Consider the following 19801-nt stretch of genomic DNA (forward strand, 5'->3'; position numbering starts at 1 on the left):
GGGGAGGTGCGGTGCGGCGCGCGGTCGTGCTGGTCGTCGCGGCGATGACGCTGCTCGGCGGCTGCACGCGGCCATCACCGCCCCCGGGCACTGACGGCGACCTGGTCAACGGCTGGCCGATGCTGCCCGTCGCGGTGCTCACCGAGCCGGTCGCACCGGCCTGCTATCCGCTGCCCGGTGGCACCGCCAGTGCCGACGTCACCAGCTGGCCGGCGCCGGTGGCCTGCATCGAGCCGCACGAGGTCGAGCTGGTCTCCGTCGGGCGGTTCACCGGTGCCGACGCCGAGCGGGCCACCCCACCGATCGCGGGCGGCCCGGCGATGCGCGGGGCGTACACCCGCTGCGCCGCGGACGCGAAGGCCCTGCTCGGGGCGGACTGGCGAGCCGGGCGGGTGTCGCTGAGCGTGGACGTGCCGAGCCCGGTGCTGTGGGACGCCGGGGCCCGCTGGTTCCGCTGCGACCTGCAGGCGTTGCAGGACATCGACCGGTTCAGCATCGCGACCCGGACGGCCTCGCTGCGCGGCGCCCTGCGCCCCGACGGCGGGGAGCTGCTGATCGGCTGCGTGAAGATCACGCCGAAGGAGGGCGGCGCCGCCGGCAGCATCGACCGGATCTTCCCGGCCTCGTGCACCGCGCCGCACGAGGGCGAGTTCGCCGGCATCTACGAGCCGCCGGACGGTGAGTACCCGGCCGACAGTGACGCCCGCAGCAGCGCGATCTTCGCCGGTTGCCGTCCGGTCGTGGCCGGGTTCATCGCCGTGCCCGACGACGCGAACTTCCAGTCGCGTACCGGTCTGGTCACGATGCCCTACGACAAGACCGCCTGGGAACTGGGCAATCGGGGCGTGCGGTGCTTCGTGTGGCCGCCGAAGCCGGTGAAGGCGTCCTTGCGGGGTGCAGGTACAAAAGGACTACCGATAACCATCGCTTAGCTGGTTGCCAACCACATTGATCATTGGCACACTGCACCCGCGCTGTGTGCGCCGGGGGAGGGGTTAGATCATGGTGCGTTTCCGACGGCTCGTGCTGGCTGTGGCGCCGGTCGCCGCGGTCGTGATGCTGGCCGGCTGCACGACGCCCGCGGGGGTGGACAAGAACCTGACCGACGAGTGGGCCATGCTGGCCGCGCCGAAGGTCCCGTCGCCGCCGGTCGGAGCGTGTTACGACAGCACCGTGCCGTACTTCGAGACGGACACCATCACGATCTTCTCCTTCACGCCGGTCTCCAAGTGCGACGGCGCGCACATCAGCGAGACGTTCTACGTCGGCGAGCTCACCGGCACCGCGGCCAGCGCGACGTCGCCGCCGAAGGGCGCCGACCTGAAGGACGCCTGGGCCAAGTGCAGCACCGAGGCGCAGACCTTCCTCGGCGGTGACTACCACGACGGTCGCCTCGAGCTGATCGTGCTGCCGCCGTCCTCGGCGCAGTGGACCGGCGGCGGGCGCTACTTCCGCTGCGACCTCGCCGAGGTGCAGAGCGACGCCGGCAAGCCGGTCAGCCGCACCAGCAGCCTCAAGAACGGCCTCACCGGCGACAAGCCGATCGCGCTGACCTGCGCGCAGGAGACCTACGAGGCCGACGGCAAGACGTGGGAGGACTTCGAGCCGAAGGCGTGCACGACGACCCACAACATGGAGTACGTCGGCACGTACGCCGCCGGCGAGCGGGCCTTCCCGAAGACCGCCGACGAGCGCCGCGCCGCGATGCGCACCGGCTGCGAGGCCCTCGGCGCCAAGTTCCTCGGCATGGCGCAGACGACCCTGGACAACCACCAGGAGGTCGGTATCGGCTTCTGGATGGTCGACGAGGAGAACTGGCTGCGCGGTAACCGCACCGCCCGCTGCTACGCGATGCTCTACGACAAGAAGAGCGTGGTCCGGTCCCTGAAGGGCATCGGCACCGGTAAGATTTGATCCTTTCTGACACACTGGCACCGCTTTGCGTTCGCGCGGGCGGTGCCGTTGTCATAGGGGAGGCTCGGGATGAAGCGCTGGTCCATGACGCTGGTGCTGGCCGTGGCGCTGGTGACGGTGGCCGCCTGTGGCAACCCCGAGGGCACCGATGGTGACCTTGTCAACGACTGGGCCGCCCTGGCCGCGCCGAGCGTGCCGAAGCCCGCCGCCGGGGAGTGCTGGACCTTCTCCGGCACCGCCGAGAAGCTCGCCGTCGGACCCGGCCTGGTCGAGGTCGACTGCGGCACGTCGCACGCCAGCGAGACGATCCACGTCGGTGAGTTCTCCGGTGTGCTCGCGCAGGGGACCAAGGTGCCCGAGGGTTCCGATCTCACCGACGCCTTCGCCACCTGCCTCACCGAGGCCAACACGTTCCTCGGCAGCGACTGGCACGACGGCCGGCTGACGCTGCGGGTCCTGCCGCCGTCGGAGAAGCAGTGGACCGGCCAGGCCCGCTACTTCCGGTGCGACCTGATCGAGGTCTCCGACGACACGGGGACCATCGCGCCCCGCACGACCAGCCTCAAGGACACGCTGCGCGGCAGCCGGCCGATCCAGATCGGTTGCGTCAAGGTCGAGACCAGCAGCGGCGGCGGCATCGAGGACTTCATCCCGACCAAGTGTGAGACCCTGCACAACGGTGAATACGCCGGCACGTTCTACTCGCCCGACGCGCGGCCCTACCCGAGCGACGCCAACGCCCGCCGGGCCCTGATCCAGCCCGCCTGCAAGACGATCGTGGCGAAGTTCCTCGGCGTCACCGACGCCCAGTTCGCCGAGAACAAGCAGATCTCGTTCGCCTGGTCGACGGCGACGCCGACCCGGTGGTCGTACGGCGACCGCAGCGCCCGTTGTTACCTGATGCTGGAGGGCACCCTCTCGGTGAGCCGGTCGCTGCTCGGCAACGGCAACCAACCGGTCTGAGACGGGTGACGTTACCGGCTGGTAATGGCACACTGCTTCCTCATGAAGCGGGTCCTCCTGATCGTCGTCGTGCTCGCCCTCATCGGGGGCGGCGCCTACTGGTTGCTGCGCGACACCTCCCGGAAGATCCCGCACACCCCGCCGGCCGCCGCGCCGCAGGTCGGCTCCTGCTGGAAGGTCGACGCGGCGGGGGCCAAGGCCGCCTTCCCGTGGCCCGGCGGCGCCGTGGACTGCGGGGCGGCGCACACCGCCGAGGTGTTCCACGTCGGCCAGGTCGGCGACGACCTGCTGCACCGCCTCGACTCGGCCTCCGGCGAGGACGTCAAACTCACCCAGAATCTGGTGTACGCCCAGGCCCGCCGGGCGTGCGTCGTGCAGGGCACCGCGTTCCTCGGCGGCAACTGGCACGAGTCGAAGGTGCAGATCCTCGCGTCGTGGGTCACCCCGGCCGCCGACGGCTTCTTCGCCTGCGCGGTCGCTGCGGTCACCGGGCCGGCGGGTGACGAGTTCGCCACCCGTGAGGGCAGCCTGGCCAAGGCCGGGCCGTCGCTGCCGATCGGGTGCATCGCATCGCTGAAGTACGTCGACTGCACCGCCCCGCACGACGGCGAGTACTCCGGCAGCTACTCGATCGCGCCGATGGACGCCCCGTTCGACGAGACCGCGGTCCGCAACGCGTCGGCCAGGGGCTGCACGAGTGTCGGATTGCGATACCTGGGCCTGGCCGAGACCGCGGACCGGTCCGACCTGTCCGCGGCGGCCGTCGGGCCGAAGAACGGCTCCGACTGGCTGGGCAGCGACCAGACCTTCGCCTGTTACCTGATGAGCTCGCGCCCGTTGAAGGCGTCGATCGCCAAGATCGGTACTGGTCCGCTGCCGTTCGCGTGATACTCGGCACGGCGCGCGATGCCCTTTTGTGATGTTGACTGGAGTGATGGAGCTGCCCGTACTGCCGCGCCGACTCGCCGGGCCCCAGCCGGGCTGGGCCGAGCCGACCGATGTCGTCGTGATCGGCTCCGGCGTCGCCGGGCTGACCGCCGCCCTGCACCTGCGCGAGGCCGGCCTGCACGTCACCGTCGTCACCAAGGTGAACATCGATGACGGCTCGACCCGCTGGGCCCAGGGCGGCATCGCCGCGGTCCTCGACCCGCTCGACACGCCCGAGGCACACGCGCAGGACACGCTCGTCGCCGGTGTCGGCCTGTGCGACGCGGCCGCCGTCGACGTCCTGGTCCGCGAGGGCCCGACCCGGGTCCGCGAGCTGATCCGCTGGGGTGCGGAGTTCGACCGCAACAACGACGGCTCGCTCATGCTCACCCGCGAGGGCGGCCACCACGCCAACCGGATCATCCACGCCGGCGGCGACGCGACCGGCGCCGAGGTCCAGCGGGCCCTGCACGCCGCCGTCCACCGCGACCCGTGGATCCGCCTCATCGAGCACGCCCTGGTCCTCGACCTGCTCACCGACGCCGCCGGCCGGGCCTGCGGGGTCACCCTGCACGTCCTCGGTGAAGGCGCGGAGGACGGCGTCGGCGCGGTCCTCGCCCGGGCGGTCGTCCTCGCCACCGGCGGCATGGGCCAGATCTACTCCGCCACCACCAACCCGGTCGTCTCCACCGGCGACGGCGTCGCCCTCGCCCTGCGCGCCGGGGCCGCCGTCACCGACATCGAGTTCGTCCAGTTCCACCCCACCGCGCTCGCCCTCAACAACCGCGACTCCCAGCAGCCGCTGGTCAGCGAGGCCCTGCGCGGCGAGGGCGCCTACCTGCGCGACGGCGACGGCAACCGCTTCATGGTCGGCCGTCACGACCTCGCCGAGCTCGCCCCCCGCGACATCGTCGCCAAGGGCATCTACCGGGTCATGCGCGCCGAGGGCACCAACAACGTCTGGCTCGACGCCCGCCACCTGGGCCGCGAGTTCCTCGAGGGCCGCTTCCCGACCATCGTCGCGTCCTGCCGCGCTGCCGGCGTCGACCCCGCCGCGGACCTCATCCCCGTCTCCCCGGCCGCCCACTACGCCTCCGGCGGTGTCCGGACCGACCTGCGCGGCCGCACCTCGATCCCGGGCCTCTACGCGTGCGGTGAGGTCGCGTGCACGGGTGTGCACGGTGCCAACCGGCTCGCCTCCAACTCCCTGCTGGAGGGGCTCGTCTTCTCCCGCCGGATCGCCGAGGACATCGCCCGGGACCTGCCCGCCCAGACCGACCCGGTGACCGGCTCGTTCGCGTCCTGGTCCGGCGATCCGGCGCTGCGCGCGCCGCTGCAGGCCGCCATGTCCGCGCACGCGTCGGTGCTGCGCAGCGCCGAGTCGCTCGACCAGGCCGCGCAGGCACTCACCAAGCTCGCCCTCGACCGCTCCGCCCCCGGCCTTGCCAGCTGGGAGGCGACCAACCTGCTCACCGTCGCCAGCGCCCTGGTCGGCGCCGCCGACCTGCGTCAGGAGACCCGCGGCTGCCACTGGCGCGAGGACTTCCCGGACGCCAGCGACGTGTTCCGCGGCCATTTCCTGGCCGGCCTGTCCGAGACCGGCACCCTGACCGAGACGTGGGAGGACGCATGAACGGCCCGGAGCGCAGTCACCGGCAGCGCCGGTGCGCAATGGAGGTGGGCGCGTGACGCCCGAGACCGAGGCCTCGCTGCGGAAGGTCGGGCTTGACCCGGTCGCCGTCGCCGAGATCGTCGAACGCACCCTGACCGAGGACCTCGGCCCGGACCGCCTCGACGTCACGAGCGTGGCCACCATCCCCGACACCCAGATCGACGCCGCCGAGCTCGTCGCCCGGGCCCCCGGCGTGGTGGCCGGCCTGGCCGTCGCCGCCGCCGTCTTCGAGGCCGTCTCACCCGACGTCGAGGTGTCCACGCACGCCGTCGACGGCTCGCACGTCGTCCGTGGCACGGTCCTCGCCACCGTCACCGGGCCGACCCGCTTCCTGCTGACCGCCGAGCGCTCCGCTCTGAACCTGCTGTGCCGCATGTCCGGCATCGCCACCCACACCCGCCAGTGGGCCGACCTCCTCGACGGCACCCACGCCCTGGTCCTGGACACCCGCAAGACCACGCCGGGCCTGCGCATCCTGGAGAAGTACGCGGTCCGCGCCGGCGGCGGCACCAACAAGCGCATGGGCCTCTACGACGTCGCCATGATCAAGGACAACCACAAGCTGGCGGCCGGCGGCATCTCGGCCGCGTACACCAGGGTCCGCTCGGCGTTCCCCGACGTCCCGGTCCAGGTCGAGGTCACCACGGTCGGCGAGGCCGTCGAGGCGGTCACCGCCGGCGCGACGTTCCTGCTGCTGGACAACATGTCGCCGGACCTGCTGCGCGAGGTGGTGGCCGCGGTCGGCGGCCGGGCCGAGCTGGAGGCCACGGGCGGCCTGACCCTGGCGACCGCCGCCGAGTACGCCGCCACCGGCGTCGACTACCTGTCGGTCGGCGCCCTGACGCACTCGTCGCCGATCCTCGACATCGCCATGGACCTCCGTACCCACTGACCCCTTGCCCGTGATCCGGAAGACCTCGTGCACCCAGGGGTACTCGAGGTCTTCCGGATCACGGGAAGGCGACCGCCACCACGGTGGAGTAGCGCTGTATGCGCCAGGTCGGCGGGACCACCTGGGCGCAGTGGTCGACCGTTCCCACGCAGATCAACGCCTGCACCGACGAGATCGGGGCGGGCGGTGCGGTCGGGATCACCGACTCGACGGCGACGAGCTCGACGTCCGGCAGCGAGATCTGGAACTGGTACTCCCACAGGTCGCCCTCCATGACCATGCCCACCCGGCGTACCCCACTGGCCCGGATCGCGTCGATGGCCTGCTGATACGGCACGGCCTCGTCGGGCAGGCGGACGAACCGCTCCTGCCAGTCCGACAGGGTGAAGACGGATCCCTGCCCGACGAGCCGGCGGGGCTGGCCGTACGCGACCGCGACGCCACCGCTGGCGAAGGCGGCCACCATCGCGGCGACGAGCACGGCGGCGGTGGCGCGGTGGGACTTGAGGCGGTCGGCCCAGTAGCCGGTGAGCGGCGCGCCGACCGCGAACGCCGACAGGATCAGCCGGTTGCCCCAGTACTGCCACTTGATCACGGCCGCGGTCAGGATGAAGGCCCCGAGCACGGTCACCGCATAGGCTCTGACCAGCGGCGGCAGGCGCCACCAGAGCAGCGCGGCGGCGAGGGCGGCCAGGATCAGGGCGGCCTGCACCGGGTAGGGGGAGCGGTCCTCGTCGGGCTTCCAGCGCGTATCGGGGTAGACGCTGCGCCACTGGGTGATCTGCGGGTCGCTCGGGTCGACGTCGACGAGGTGGGCGATCCCGATGACGGCGTCGCTGATCACGTTGTTGACCGCCGGGATCGGCGTGGTGAGGGTGGATGCGGCCAGGCGCAGGCCGTTGACCAGGATCGCGGGCGGGTCCTTGCGTTCGGTGGAGAGGGCGGCGCTGTAGCCGGGCGGGCCGAGCGGTGAGCCGAACGCGTCGTTGACCCGGACCAGCGCCGGGCCGGCGAGGACGGCCATGCCGGCGATGACGGCGAGGCCCGCGCCGACGGTGCGCAGCCACTGCCGGTGCCGCAGCTGGCAGATGCCCCAGAAGACGAGGATCGGGGCGAGTGCCATGAGGCCGGTCGACTTGGTGACGGCGGTGAGGCCGGCGACGGCGGCGAGGGACAGCACGTCGGCGGCGGTGGCGACGCGGCGGGCGCCGTCCAGGGCGAGGGTGGCGGCGCAGACGACCCAGGTGGTGACGACGAGGTCGTTCTGGGTGCTGGTGGACTCGAGGACGACCGCGGGGGCGGTGACGAACACGGCGGCGGCGATCAGCTGCCCGGTGCGGCCGGCGCCGAGCTGGGCGGCGCAGCGGGAGACGGCGAGCGCGCCGAGCAGGCCGGCGCCCCACTGCAGCAGGTTGAACAGGCTGTCGCCGCCGGTCAGCAGGCGGGCCTGGAGCAGCAGGTACTCCGCACCCGGGACCAGGATGATCTGCTGGTTCTGGATCGTCGGGTACGGGTCGAGGTCGCCGTCGGCGATCCAGTGTTCGATCTTGGGAAGGTGGTAGTGGTTCGAGTCGAAGTTGTTCGGCGAGGAGGCGAGCGCCAGGACGAGTTCGGCGAGGACGAGCGCCGCGATCGCACCGACCAGCACTTTGTCCCAATTTTTCAGGACAAGTCGCTGGAAGCCCTTGACGTTGTGCCGCGCGAAGAACGCCGACACGCCCGCGAACAGCAGCCAGTAGACGATGACCGGCCAGGTGGAGATCCATCCCACGAGGGACAGCAGCTCGACGACGACGACCGTGACCCCCGCCACCGTCGCCGCGGCGCGGATGACCGCCTGGCGGATGTCCTGACTGCCCGGACGCAGGGCGAACACGGTGAACACCAGTGCTGCCAGCGGCAGTAACGCGAGCAGCGTGCGGGCTGTCGGCATCATGGGAACCGGATCGTAGATGACCAGGCTCACCCCGATACTGGCGGCCCTTTCGTTAGGCTCACCGCGTGCTGCTGTGCATCGACATCGGAAACACCAACACGGTGCTCGCCACGTTCGAGGGCGAGAAGCTGGTCCACTCGTGGCGGATCAAGACCGACTCGCGCGCGACCGCGGATGAGCTCGGCCTGCTCTACCGGGGCCTGCTCGCCACCGACGCCGTGTCGCTGACTGGCATCGCGGCCTGCTCGACCGTGCCGGCGGCGCTGCGGTCACTCCGGACAATGCTGCAGCGGTACTACCCGGGCGTGCCCACGGTGATCGTCGAGCCGGGCGTGCGCACGGGCGTACAGCTGGCGATCGACAATCCCAAAGAGGTCGGGACGGACCGGGTGGCGAACACCCTGGCCGCTTTCACGCTCTTCGGCGGGCCGTCGATCGTGGTGGACTTCGGCACGTCGACGAACTTCGACGTGGTGTCGGCGCGGGGGGAGTTCCTCGGTGGCGTGCTCGCGCCCGGCATCGAGATCTCCGTCGACGCGCTCGCCGCCCGGGCCGCCCAGTTGCGCAAGGTCGAGCTGGTCAAGCCGCCGCGGGTGATCGGCAAGAACACCGTGGAGTGCCTGCAGTCCGGCGTGGTCTACGGGTTTGCCGGGCAGGTCGACGGGATCGTGCGCGGGGTGTCCGCGGAGCTGGGCGGCACCGTGAAGGCGGTCGTCGCGACGGGTGGCCTGGCCCCGATCGTGATCGGCGAGTGCGCCACGGTCACCCACCACGAGCCGATGCTGACCCTGATCGGGCTGCGACTGATTTTCGACCGCAACCGCGGTTAGCGTTTTTCGGCGGTGTACGCGTAGGTCACGTACGGCAGTTCGAACTCCTCGCCGAGCTGGTCGAGCACCTCGCGCAGCTGCTGCTCCAGGCGCTGGCGGGCCTCCGGGCCGGAGACCAGGTAGTAGGAGCGGGACTTGATCAGCTCCAGGAACGACGCGGTCGTGTGCGTGGTGCTCCACTCGAACGTGCGCAGCGTCACGGGACCGAATCGTGGGCCGAAGGTGGTGACCTTCGTTTCGTCGAACGCGTCACGTTCGCGGGCGCCGTCGAAGAAGGCGGAGGATTTCGCGACCCACGGGACGCGTTCGTCGCGGATGTTCCAGATTGGGACAAAACGCCCGCCGGGGCGGAGGACGCGGGCGATCTCGGCGTGCGCGGGTTCGCCGTAGAACCAGTGGTATGACTGGCCGGCGGTGACGACGTCGACGCTGGCGTCGGGCAGGGGGATGTCGGTGGCGCTGCCCTTGCGCGCATCCCCCGGGATCTTGGCCCGCATCTTGTCGTCCGGCTCGACGGCGATCACGTGGTGGCCCAGGTCGGCGAGCTGGCGGGTGAGGATGCCGGTGCCGGCACCGAGGTCGGCGATATCCGACTTTTCCGGTATCGCCCAGTCAAGTGCCTCGCGGGGATAGCGGGGGCGGATCCGGTCGTAGAGGTCTGCGGCGGCGCCGAACGAGGATGCGTGAGCTGCGAAATCCACGTCGCCAAAAGTACCGAACGTGTTGTTGAGTAGGCTCGTCGTAATTCGTGGAATTCTCGTAGAGGGATTGTGCCGCTGTGAAGGACCAGCCAGCCGTTGAGCAGGAACTCGATCTCCCCGAGCAGATGAAGATCCGCCGGGAGAAGCGTGCCCGGCTGCTGGACGAGGGCAAGCAGCCCTACCCGGTCGGGTTCGAGCGGACCGCGACGATCGCGGAGATCCGGGCCCGCTACGGCGAGCTGCCCACCGACACGGCCACCGGCGAGCAGGCGGCCGTGGCCGGCCGGGTCATCTTCATCCGCAACACGGGCAAGCTCGCCTTCGCCACCCTGCGTGCCGGCGACGGCACGGAGCTGCAGGCCATGCTGTCCCTGGACAAGGTCGGCGCGGAGGCCCTGGAGGACTGGAAGCGCCTGGTCGACCTCGGCGACCACGTCGGCGTCCGCGGCGAGGTGATCACCAGCCGCCGCGGTGAGCTGTCCATTCTCGCCGACGCGTGGCAGATGACGGCGAAGGCGTTGCGCCCGCTGCCGGTCGCGCACAAGCCGATGGGCGAGGAGGCCCGGGTCCGGCAGCGGTATGTCGACCTGGTGGTGCGTCCGCAGGCCCGGGAAACGGTCCGCACCAGGGCCACGGTGGTGCGCAGTCTTCGTGACTCGTTGCACGGCCTCGATTACCTCGAGGTGGAAACTCCCATGTTGCAGTTGCTTCATGGTGGTGCAGCTGCCCGGCCATTCGTCACGCATAGCAATGCGCTCGACACGGATTTGTATCTGCGTATCGCGCCGGAGCTTTTCTTGAAGCGGTGCGTCGTCGGCGGCATCGAGCGGGTCTTCGAGATCAACCGCAACTTCCGCAATGAGGGCATCGACTCGTCCCACTCGCCGGAGTTCGCGATGCTGGAGGCATACCAGGCGTATGCCGACTACAACGACATGGCCGACCTTACCCGCCGGCTGGTCCAGGACGCAGCCGTTGCGCTCACCGGAACGCACGTCGTGCGTTATGCCGACGGCAGCGAGTTCGACCTGGGCGGGCAGTGGCGCCGTGTGACGCTTTACGGCGTGCTTTCCGAGGCGCTGGGCGAGGACGTCACGGTCGAAACCCCGCACGCGCGCCTGGTGGAGTTGGCGGCGAAGCAGGACGTCGCGGTCGACCCGAAGTGGGGCCCGGGAAAGCTCGCCGAGGAGCTCTTCGAGGCGCTCGTCGTGCCGGGGCTGGTCGCGCCGACGTTCGTCTTCGACTACCCGGAGGAGACCTCGCCGCTGACCAGGGCGCATCGCGTGACCCCGCGGCTGACCGAGAAGTGGGATCTGTACGTGCAGGGCTTCGAGCTCGGCACGGCCTACTCCGAACTGGTCGACCCGGTTGTGCAACGCGAACGTTTGGTTGCCCAGTCGCTACTCGCCGCGAAGGGAGATCCCGACGCGATGCAACTGGATGAAGACTATCTGCGTGCGATGGAGTACGGAATGCCACCGATGGGCGGGATGGGCATGGGAATCGATCGTCTTCTCATGGCTCTCACCGGGCTCGGCATTCGGGAAACGATCCTGTTTCCGCTGGTGCGGCCGGAGTAGTTTCGGCGTACCGTTGACGAGGTAGTCCCTGATTGCGTTATCTTTGCATTCGCACAACGCGGGGCGGACTTCCTCGAAGGGAATACCACAGTGGCCAAGCGGACCATCCACGTGCTGGTCGACGACATCGACGGCGGGGACGCCGACGAGACCGTGAAGTTCGCGCTCGACGGCGTTCAGTATGAGATCGATCTCTCGAAGAAGAACGCGTCGAAGCTGCGTGACGCGTTCGGGCCGTTCCTCGGTGCGGCCACGAAGGTCGGCCGGGGCGGCGTCGTGGTCGGAGGGCGTGCCGCCAGTGCGCGCGGACGCGGTGGCGCCGCCGCGGACCGGGAGCAGAACAAGGCGATTCGGGAATGGGCTCAGAACAAGGGCATCAAGGTCTCGGACCGGGGTCGCATCAAGCAGGAAATCGTGGACCGTTACAACGCCGAAGCGGGCCGTTAGCGATCGTTGACCGTTTTCTGCCTGAGCGGTCGTTTTGGGGTTCTTTCGGCAGCGTGCGCCCACCGTAGTCAACTAGCTACGGTGGGTGACTTGCATCTGGCGTCGATTTCGCTCTTGGCGTACGGGCGGGCCCGCCGGAACAAGGCAGCGGATGCTCGCGTTGGGCAAAACGCCGGGTACACGCGTTCCCGGCGGGTAAGCAAGTACCACACGACGACTGCGACATGGTCCGATCGTGGGGTGCGGCAATGGCGCACACCCGCAATGTGTCGGCCTACGGCGATAGAGTGATGGCACGGTCACGTTGGCGTCCGACAGAGCTTCGGCGTGGCGACCTCCCAAGGGGGGTTCCGCGGCAGGGGCGGCGGCGACGGACACGGCACGTGAAGGAGCAGGGATGTTCGAGCGGTTCACCGACCGAGCACGACGGGTTGTCGTCCTGGCGCAGGAAGAAGCCCGGATGCTCAACCACAACTACATCGGCACCGAGCACATCCTGCTCGGCCTCATCCACGAGGGTGAGGGCGTGGCGGCCAAGGCGCTTGAGAGCCTCGGCATCTCGCTGGAGGGTGTCCGCCAGCAGGTCGAGGAGATCATCGGCCAGGGGCAGCAGGCGCCGAGCGGGCACATCCCGTTCACGCCACGCGCCAAAAAGGTGCTGGAGCTGTCCCTGCGCGAGGCGCTGCAGCTCGGGCACAACTACATCGGCACGGAGCACATCCTGCTGGGTCTGATCCGCGAGGGTGAGGGCGTCGCTGCCCAGGTCCTCGTGAAGCTCGGCGCCGACCTCAACCGGGTCCGCCAGCAGGTCATCCAGCTGCTCTCCGGCTACCAGGGCAAAGAGCCGGCTGCAGCCGGCACCGGCGCCCCCGGCGAGGCCGCTCCGTCGACCAGCCTGGTGCTCGACCAGTTCGGTCGAAACCTCACCCAGGCTGCCCGCGAAGGCAAGCTCGACCCGGTCATCGGGCGCGAGAAGGAAATCGAGCGGGTCATGCAGGTCCTGTCCCGCCGCACCAAGAACAACCCGGTGCTCATCGGCGAGCCCGGTGTCGGCAAGACCGCCGTGGTCGAGGGCCTGTCCCAGCGGATCATCAAGGGCGAGGTGCCCGAGACGCTCAAGGACAAGCAGCTCTACACGCTCGACCTCGGTGCGCTCGTCGCCGGCTCCCGCTACCGCGGTGACTTCGAGGAGCGCCTGAAGAAGGTCCTCAAGGAGATCCGCACCCGCGGCGACATCATCCTGTTCATCGACGAGATCCACACCCTCGTCGGTGCCGGTGCCGCTGAGGGCGCGATCGACGCCGCGTCCATCCTCAAGCCGATGCTGGCCCGTGGCGAGCTGCAGACCATCGGTGCGACCACCCTCGACGAATACCGCAAGCACCTCGAGAAGGACGCCGCGCTCGAGCGCCGCTTCCAGCCGATCCAGGTGGGTGAGCCGTCGCTGGCGCACACCATCGAGATCCTCAAGGGCCTGCGCGACCGTTACGAGGCGCACCACCGGGTGACGATCACCGACGCCGCCCTGGTCGCTGCCGCCACCCTGGCCGACCGCTACATCTCCGACCGCTTCCTGCCGGACAAGGCGATCGACCTGATCGACGAGGCCGGCGCGCGGATGCGCATCCGCCGGATGACCGCGCCGCCAGACCTGCGTGACTTCGACGAGCGCATCGCACAGGTGCGCCGCGACAAGGAGTCCGCGATCGACGCACAGGACTTCGAGCGTGCCGCGCAGCTGCGCGACAAGGAGAAGCAGCTGCTCGGTCAGAAGGCGCAGCGCGAGAAGGAGTGGAAGGCCGGCGACCTGGACGTCGTGTCCGAGGTCGACGACGAGCAGATCGCCGAGGTCCTGGCGAACTGGACCGGCATCCCGGTCTACAAGCTGACCGAGGAGGAGACCGCACGGCTCCTGCGCATGGAGGACGAGCTGCACAAGCGCCTCGTCGGCCAGGACGACGCGGTCAAGGCGGTCTCGAAGGCCATCCGGCGCACCCGGGCCGGCCTGAAGGACCCGAAGCGCCCGTCCGGCTCGTTCATCTTCGCCGGCCCGTCCGGCGTCGGGAAGACGGAGCTGTCCAAGGCGCTCGCCGAGTTCCTCTTCGGCTCCGAGGACGCGCTGATCCAGCTCGACATGTCCGAGTTCCACGACCGCTACACGGTGTCCCGCCTCGTCGGCGCGCCCCCCGGATACGTCGGCTACGACGAGGGTGGCCAGCTGACCGAGAAGGTCCGCCGGCGGCCGTTCTCGGTGGTCCTCTTCGACGAGATCGAGAAGGCCCACCCGGACGTGTTCAACACGCTCCTGCAGATCCTCGAAGACGGCCGTCTCACCGACGGTCAGGGCCGCATCGTGGACTTCAAGAACACGGTGATCATCCTGACCACCAACCTGGGCACCCGCGACGTGGCCAAGGCCGTGTCCCTGGGCTTCCAGGCGTCGGAGGACAACGAGTCCAACTACGAGCGGATGAAGCAGAAGGTCAACGACGAGCTGAAGCAGCACTTCCGCCCGGAGTTCCTCAACCGCATCGACGACACGATCGTCTTCCACCAGCTCATGCAGGACCAGATCCTGGGCATCGTGGACCTGATGATCGCCCGCATCGAGTCCCAGCTCCGCAACAAGGACATGGGCCTCGAGCTGACCGACAACGCGAAGAAGTTCCTGGCCAACAAGGGCTATGACCCGGTGCTGGGCGCGCGGCCGCTGCGCCGCACGATCCAGCGGGAGATCGAGGACGCACTCTCCGAGCGCATCCTGTTCAACGAGCTCCGCCCGGGCCAGATCGTCGTCATCGACTGCGAGGGCGACCCCGCCCAGTTCGAGAAGGCCAAGCTGGTCTTCAACGGTGCCGACCGCCCGGGCGACGTCCCGGATGGCGTCCCGGCCGAGCTGACCAAGGGCGGCTCCGCCGAGGAGTCAGCAGCCTAAGTAGGCTCCAGCACCACAGGAGAGGCCCCCGACCGTTTCACCGGCCGGGGGCCTTTCCCTTTCCCCACCCGTTGCAAATCGGGGGTCACCCCGCTCCCGCCCGTTCTCAGGCCGGGGGCCACTCCGTTTCCGTCCGCTTCAAGCCGGGGGCGCACTCCGTTTCCGCCTGTTTCAAGCCGGGGAGTCCACCCCGTCCTTTCCTTTCAAGTCGGGACGCACCCCGTTTCCGTGGCGCCCGCCACCTGCTTCTTTTGGGCCCGCCACGGCCGCGTTTGTTGCTGGCAGGCCGTGCGCTTCTCCTCCCGTTCCGGCTCGGCGCACTTGCCCCTTCGCCTGTTTCCTGGCGATTTCCGCAGGACCGGCAGCCTTTGCGTCGTTCACCACTCCGCCGAGGTTCTCCCGGCTCCTGCTCGGTGGCCGGTGCGATGGTTCGCCCGGCAGGTTCGATCGCCTGCCCGGCTCGGTGTCACGCCAGCCGATCGATCGTCCCAGCCTTCCACTGACCTGCTCTGTGATCCGGAAGACCTTGGGTAGTCAGGGGTACACAAAGTCTTCCGGATCATGAGAACTGGCGTTCGGCCCCGTGCCAGGAGCGCCATCAGGACAACCAGATCCGACCTTTGATCATGGCCGCGAGATGGTCGATCCATCGCACCCCGCGCTGCGGCTTGCCCGTGCCGCGTGCCCCCGGCGTTTCGGGCTGCCCACGCCCGCGTTACGGGTTGCCCCGTGCCCTGCGGCCGTGATCGAAGTCGTGCACGGGCTGTGTGGACAGCCAGCTGGCGACTTCGATCACCGGGAGATCCGCTCCCGGCTCAGAACAGACGGGCCGAGAGGGAGATCCACTCTCGGCGCAGGACACGCGGGCAACGAGGTTGACCTAGACATCGGCAGCGACATCGGGCGCGGGCACGTGGCGTCGTTGCCGGATTCCGACACCCCGGATTCCCACAAGCCGAAGGATCCCCGGGTGTCTGACCCAGGCGATGGTTCGGCTTGTCGCGGCCGGCAACCGTTTGACAAGGCCTTTCACGGATCGAAGTGGGCGGGTGGTGTCACGCTCGGGTGGAGTTGGTGGCGAGGTGGGACACATCGGGCGACCGGAGAGGGGGTTGGCGGGTTACGTTGCCTGGCGTGACTGGGTGGTGGCGGGATTTCGGGGCGGCGCGGTTCGGGCGGCCGGCGTCGCCGCGGCCGATCGTCCGGCCCGGGCTGCTGGCCCGGCTTGATCGGGCGTTCGCGGACTCGACGCCGTCGTCAACGCCGCACCTGACGCCGGAACCGGGGCCAGGCCCGGAGCGCGAGCGGGACGGCGAGTCGGAGCTGGTCGAGGGCGGGGTTCAGCCGGTGGTGGTGGTTGTGGCCGGCAGTGGGGCGGGGAAGAGCACGCTGTTGCAGCAGTGGGCCGAGCCGCGCGGCGCGGTTCTGGTGCAGTTGGAGAACGGGCAGGTGCCGGCGGTCGGCACGGGTGCCGTGACGGTGTTGGACGGGGTGGAGCGGCTGGCGGTCGATGGGCCCGAGTGGCGGAGCATCGTCAAGTTGGTCGGGGTTGTGCCGCTGGTGCTCAGTGGGCGGGAGCCGATTCCTGTGGCGGCCGTTGATCGGCTCGGGGCTGGGCATCTGGAGTTTGCTGAGGATGAGACGTACCAGGTGCTGGCGGGGGCGCTGGCGGACGCGGCCGGGGCGGATCGGCTGGCGCCGGATCTGCACCTGTTGACCGGGGGGTGGCCGGCGCTGGTGGGGTTGGCGGCGGCGTGGCTGGCGCGGCTGCCGGTGGCGGATCGGGGGGCCAGCCTGCGGCAGTTGGCCCGGGTCGACGGGCCGCTGCGGGATCATCTGGTCGGGGTGCTGCTGCAGGCGTTGCACCATGATGAGCGGGAGTTCGTGCGGCGGCTGGCGCACCTGCCGGCGATCGACGCCGCGACCGCTGACGCGCTGGATCTCACTGAGGATCTGGGTGGGTTGCCGCCCATCGTGCTGCCGGTGTACGGCAAGGGCGGGCGCTACGGCGTACCGGAGCCGCTGCGGGAAACAATCCAGCAGCGCCTGCCGTTGGCTGAGCCGGAACGGCGGGCGCTGCTGGAGGCGTTTCAGGGAATGTAGTCCTCGAGGAGGGCAGGTGTGAGGCCGGCGGCCTTGATGGCCTGGAGGGCGGCGATGAAGTCGTCGACGAAACGGTCGCGGAAATGCATCAGGATGATGTCGCCGCGCTGGACCGTGTTGCCGGCCTGGTAGCGCACGATGCCCTTGTCGACGGTTTCCTTCCAGAAGAACGCGGCGTGCATGCCGCAGTCGTAGGCGGCCTTCAGCGTCGTGGCGTCCTTCTCGCCGTAGGGCGGGCGGAAGAGGACGGGGCGGCGGCCGTACCACTGCCCGAGCTTGTCCGCGGAGTCGCAGATCTCTCTGCGCTGGACCGAGTAGGACTTGCCCTTGAGGTTCTGGTGGGTGACCGTGTGCGCCTCGATCACGGCGCCGGCGTCCTGGAGGCGCTTGAAGTACGGCGGGTCGTTCCTGATCGCGTCGATCATCAGGAAGAGGGTGACCGGAACGCCTGCCTGCTTGATGAGCTCGAGCGCCTCGGGGCGCTTGATCTGGCCGTCGTCGATGGTGATGAACGCGACGGGCTGCTCGGTCGGGATGCGGGAGTAGTACTGCACCGACGTGCCCTCGGGCAGCTGGACCTTGTCGGCCTTGGGTGGGCGGTCGAACTTCGGCAGCCGGTCGGCGTAGCTGGTGCCGGCGGGCGGTGCCGCGGCGGTGGTCTGCGTCTTGGTCGGCTTCGCCGAAGGCGAGGAAGAGGCAGAAGCAGAAGGCGAGCCGGACGGCGTTGTGCCGGCCGGTGACACCGGGAACGCGCTGGACGAGGCCGCCTGCGATCCGCCGGCCTCTGTCCACTTGGGGCTGCCGGATGGGGACGCGCCGCAACCCGCCAGCGTCGCGACGGCGATCAGCGCGGCGACGGCCCGGCGTGCCCGGACATGAGGGATGAGCACGCCGCCGAGCCTATCCATGGACGCGCGTGATCGGAGGCCCGGAAAGTGTGGGAAAAACTAGATGAACCGGTTGCAACCTTCGGCATCACCCGGGGAGCGTGAATGTCCCCGCCCGCTCGCGGACCAGTCCGTCCTCGAGCAGCCCGGCAAGCGCCCGGCCGCGTTGGACCTCGTCGTCCCAGACCAGGTCGAGGCGCGCGGCGGGCACCGGATCGTCGCTGGCCCGCAGGACGGCGAGGAGGAGGCCGCGCACGTGGCGGTCGGTGCCGTGGTACCGCTGGGTGCGCCGGCTCGGTCCGGTGGCGGGCGGCGAGCCGGCGGTACGCCAGGCGCAGATGGCTGACAGTGGACAGTCGTCGCAGCGTGGTGCCCGGGCGGTGCAGATCACCGCACCCAGCTCCATGAACGCGACCGACGCGACGGCCGCCGCCTCGTGGTCCTCGGGCAGCAGGACCTCGACGGCCCGCAGGTCGGCGGGGGTGGTCGCGGCGCCGCCGTCGGCCGTGCCGTCGACGACCCTGGCCACGACCCGGCGGACGTTGGTGTCCACGACGGGGTGGCGCTGGCGGAAGGCGAACGCGGCGACCGCCCGGGCCGTGTACATGCCGATGCCCGGCAACGCGAGCAGCGCGTCGACGTCGTCGGGCACCTCGCCGTCGTGCCGCTCCACGATCGCGGCGGCGCAGGCGTGCAGCCGCAGGGCGCGCCGTGGGTAGCCGAGCCGGTCCCAGGCGCGGATGGCCTCGCCGGGCGGGTCGGCGGCCAGGTGCGCGGGCGTGGGCCAGCGTTCCATCCAGCGGCGCCAGGCGGGGTCGACCCGCGACACCTGGGTCTGCTGCAGCATGACCTCGCTGACCAGCACACCCCACGGCGTCGCGTCGGGCTGCCGCCAGGGGAGGTCACGGGCGTTGGCGTCGTACCAACGGGTGACGGTCTGTGCAATGGCGAGAGAGGCGATAAGGAAGGATAAGCCAGGTGAACGAGTACGCCGTCACCGTCATCGGCCACGACCGTCCCGGCATCATCGCCGACGTCGCGGAGATCCTCGCCGGGCTGGGCCTGAACCTCACCGACTCGACGATGACCCGCCTGCGCGGGCACTTCGCGATGACGCTGGTCTGCGCCGGGTCCGTGTCCGCCGGCGAGGTCGAGTCGGCGCTCGCGCCGCTGACCGCCGGCCGGACGCTGCTGGTCACCGTCCGGGAGGTCGGCGAGGATCTGGTCGAGCCGCCGCGCGGTGAGCATTACGTGCTGACGGTCCACGGGGCTGACCGGCTCGGGATTGTGGCGGCGCTGAGCCGTACCGTGGCGGCAGCGGGTGGCAACATCACCGATCTGACGACCCGGCTGGCCGGCAACCTCTATGTCGTCGTGGCAGAGGTCGACGCGCCCGGGGAGATGTCGGAGCTTGCCGCCGCGATCGACCGGGTCGCTGGGGAGCTCGGGGTCGAGGCGACGCTGCGCCCCGCCGAAGCGGATCTGATGTGACCGTCCTGCAGGTCGTCCAGGCGCCGGCCGCGGTGCTGGGCGCGGCGGGCAAGACCGTGGACCCGCTCGCCGCCGACATCGTCCAGCTGGCCACGGACCTGGTCGACACGATGCGGGTCTCGCCCGGCTGCGTCGGGCTGGCCGCGCCGCAGGTCGGCGTCGGTGCGCAGGTGTTCGCGGTCGACGTGACCGGCCATCCGAAGGCCCGCACCGTGCACGGCACGCTCGTGCTGTGCAACGCCCGGGTGGTCGAGGCGTCGCAGTGGCAGAAGGGCCGCGAGGGCTGCATGTCCGTGCCGGACCTCACCGGTGACGTGAAGCGCGCCAACCGGCTCGTCGTCGCCGGCCAGCTTCCCGGCACCGGCGAAGAGATCGAGATCACTACCGACGCGTTCGAGGCGAGGGCTTTACAGCACGAGATCGACCATTGCTCTGGGTTACTGTTCCTTGATCGTGTTGCCGGCGCGCATGCCGTTTACGCCCGCAAGGTCTATCTCTGAGCGGTCTACACGGCGCGCCGCCC

Annotated in this window: 17 protein-coding genes; 13 read left to right on the plus strand and 4 right to left on the minus strand. The window is 70.0% G+C overall.

The genetic code is table 11. The annotated features are described in order from the left end of the window. Window positions 1-11 precede the first annotated feature (11 nt). The 6 genes from ACFPIJ_RS23355 to nadC all read left to right on the plus strand — a co-directional run bounded on the left by ACFPIJ_RS23355 (window position 12) and on the right by nadC (window position 6368). Window positions 12-932: a septum formation family protein gene (locus tag ACFPIJ_RS23355; RefSeq protein WP_380117300.1), complete on the plus strand. Its 921-nt coding sequence runs from the start codon at window positions 12-14 to the stop codon at window positions 930-932. Window positions 933-1002: 70 nt separating this feature from the next. Then, window positions 1003-1914: a septum formation family protein gene (locus tag ACFPIJ_RS23360; RefSeq protein ID WP_380117301.1), complete on the plus strand. Its 912-nt coding sequence runs from the start codon at window positions 1003-1005 to the stop codon at window positions 1912-1914. Window positions 1915-1983: 69 nt separating this feature from the next. Beyond that, on the plus strand, window positions 1984-2877 hold the full coding sequence (locus ACFPIJ_RS23365; RefSeq protein WP_380117302.1) for a septum formation family protein: 894 nt from the start codon (window positions 1984-1986) through the stop codon (window positions 2875-2877). Between the two features lie 42 nt (window positions 2878-2919). After that, window positions 2920-3765 carry a septum formation family protein gene (locus ACFPIJ_RS23370; protein WP_380117303.1) on the plus strand — a complete coding sequence of 282 codons (846 nt, stop codon included), beginning with the start codon at window positions 2920-2922 and terminating at the stop codon, window positions 3763-3765. A gap of 46 nt (window positions 3766-3811) precedes the next feature. Beyond that, window positions 3812-5437 (plus strand): L-aspartate oxidase, encoded by a 1626-nt coding sequence (locus tag ACFPIJ_RS23375; RefSeq protein WP_380117304.1) that lies wholly within the window; start codon window positions 3812-3814, stop codon window positions 5435-5437. Window positions 5438-5489: 52 nt separating this feature from the next. Further along, window positions 5490-6368: a carboxylating nicotinate-nucleotide diphosphorylase gene (gene nadC, locus ACFPIJ_RS23380; RefSeq protein WP_380117305.1), complete on the plus strand. Its 879-nt coding sequence runs from the start codon at window positions 5490-5492 to the stop codon at window positions 6366-6368. Between the two features lie 58 nt (window positions 6369-6426). Here the strand turns inward: nadC and ACFPIJ_RS23385 are convergent, their stop codons facing one another. Continuing rightward, window positions 6427-8304, minus strand: a complete 1878-nt coding sequence (locus tag ACFPIJ_RS23385) for a hypothetical protein (RefSeq protein ID WP_380117306.1) — start codon at window positions 8302-8304, stop codon at window positions 6427-6429. Between the two features lie 65 nt (window positions 8305-8369). Here ACFPIJ_RS23385 and ACFPIJ_RS23390 point away from each other — a divergent pair, with 65 nt between their 5' ends. Beyond that, window positions 8370-9134, plus strand: a complete 765-nt coding sequence (locus ACFPIJ_RS23390) for a type III pantothenate kinase (protein ID WP_203849584.1) — start codon at window positions 8370-8372, stop codon at window positions 9132-9134. Here the strand turns inward: ACFPIJ_RS23390 and ACFPIJ_RS23395 are convergent. After that, complete coding sequence (locus ACFPIJ_RS23395) at window positions 9131-9835, minus strand: class I SAM-dependent methyltransferase (RefSeq protein ID WP_380117307.1); 705 nt, start codon at window positions 9833-9835, stop codon at window positions 9131-9133. The genes ACFPIJ_RS23390 and ACFPIJ_RS23395 overlap by 4 nt on opposite strands. A 125-nt stretch (window positions 9836-9960) precedes the next feature. On the opposite strand from ACFPIJ_RS23395, the gene lysS reads away from it, so the two are divergent. The 4 genes from lysS (at window position 9961) to ACFPIJ_RS23415 (ending at window position 16900) form a co-directional block, all read left to right on the plus strand. Continuing rightward, on the plus strand, window positions 9961-11415 hold the full coding sequence (gene lysS / locus ACFPIJ_RS23400) for a lysine--tRNA ligase (RefSeq protein WP_380117614.1): 1455 nt from the start codon (window positions 9961-9963) through the stop codon (window positions 11413-11415). Between the two features lie 90 nt (window positions 11416-11505). After that, entirely contained in the window at window positions 11506-11862 is a 357-nt protein-coding gene (locus ACFPIJ_RS23405) for a histone-like nucleoid-structuring protein Lsr2 (RefSeq protein WP_203849586.1), read from the plus strand. Between the two features lie 397 nt (window positions 11863-12259). Continuing rightward, complete coding sequence (locus ACFPIJ_RS23410) at window positions 12260-14797, plus strand: ATP-dependent Clp protease ATP-binding subunit (protein ID WP_380117308.1); 2538 nt, start codon at window positions 12260-12262, stop codon at window positions 14795-14797. 1134 nt (window positions 14798-15931) lie between these two features. After that, on the plus strand, window positions 15932-16900 hold the full coding sequence (locus tag ACFPIJ_RS23415) for a hypothetical protein (protein WP_380117309.1): 969 nt from the start codon (window positions 15932-15934) through the stop codon (window positions 16898-16900). Here ACFPIJ_RS23415 and ACFPIJ_RS23420 read toward each other — a convergent pair. Then, the gene (locus tag ACFPIJ_RS23420) at window positions 16888-17790 is read right to left on the minus strand and encodes a polysaccharide deacetylase family protein (RefSeq protein ID WP_380117310.1); all 903 of its coding nucleotides are present in this window, start codon (window positions 17788-17790) and stop codon (window positions 16888-16890) included. The two genes, ACFPIJ_RS23415 and ACFPIJ_RS23420, sit on opposite strands and share 13 nt — an antisense overlap. Window positions 17791-17875: 85 nt before the next feature. Further along, a complete protein-coding gene (locus ACFPIJ_RS23425; RefSeq protein ID WP_380117311.1) occupies window positions 17876-18652 on the minus strand; it encodes an HhH-GPD family protein in 777 nt (258 codons plus the stop codon). 113 nt (window positions 18653-18765) lie between these two features. Between ACFPIJ_RS23425 and ACFPIJ_RS23430 the strand changes: the two genes are divergently transcribed. Then, complete coding sequence (locus ACFPIJ_RS23430; RefSeq protein WP_380117312.1) at window positions 18766-19278, plus strand: glycine cleavage system transcriptional repressor; 513 nt, start codon at window positions 18766-18768, stop codon at window positions 19276-19278. After that, the gene (def, locus tag ACFPIJ_RS23435) at window positions 19275-19778 is read left to right on the plus strand and encodes a peptide deformylase (RefSeq protein WP_380117313.1); all 504 of its coding nucleotides are present in this window, start codon (window positions 19275-19277) and stop codon (window positions 19776-19778) included. The genes ACFPIJ_RS23430 and def overlap by 4 nt, the downstream gene beginning before the upstream one ends. Window positions 19779-19801 lie beyond the last annotated feature (23 nt).

This window comes from Dactylosporangium cerinum, from assembly GCF_042653625.1.
Taxonomy (GTDB): Bacteria; Actinomycetota; Actinomycetes; order Mycobacteriales; family Micromonosporaceae; genus Dactylosporangium; species Dactylosporangium cerinum.

What these genes read in the sequence shown, in the direction of transcription:
- ACFPIJ_RS23360 (WP_380117301.1), top strand. Translation starts at nt 1,003, where the DNA reads ATGGTGCGTTTCCGACGGCTCGTGCTGGCTGTGGCGCCGGTCGCCGCG.
- ACFPIJ_RS23365 (WP_380117302.1), top strand. Translation starts at nt 1,984, where the DNA reads ATGAAGCGCTGGTCCATGACGCTGGTGCTGGCCGTGGCGCTGGTGACG.
- ACFPIJ_RS23370 (WP_380117303.1), top strand. Translation starts at nt 2,920, where the DNA reads ATGAAGCGGGTCCTCCTGATCGTCGTCGTGCTCGCCCTCATCGGGGGC.
- ACFPIJ_RS23375 (WP_380117304.1), top strand. Translation starts at nt 3,812, where the DNA reads ATGGAGCTGCCCGTACTGCCGCGCCGACTCGCCGGGCCCCAGCCGGGC.
- ACFPIJ_RS23385 (WP_380117306.1), bottom strand. Translation starts at nt 8,304, where the DNA reads ATGATGCCGACAGCCCGCACGCTGCTCGCGTTACTGCCGCTGGCAGCA.
- lysS (WP_380117614.1), top strand. Translation starts at nt 9,961, where the DNA reads ATGAAGATCCGCCGGGAGAAGCGTGCCCGGCTGCTGGACGAGGGCAAG.
- ACFPIJ_RS23410 (WP_380117308.1), top strand. Translation starts at nt 12,260, where the DNA reads ATGTTCGAGCGGTTCACCGACCGAGCACGACGGGTTGTCGTCCTGGCG.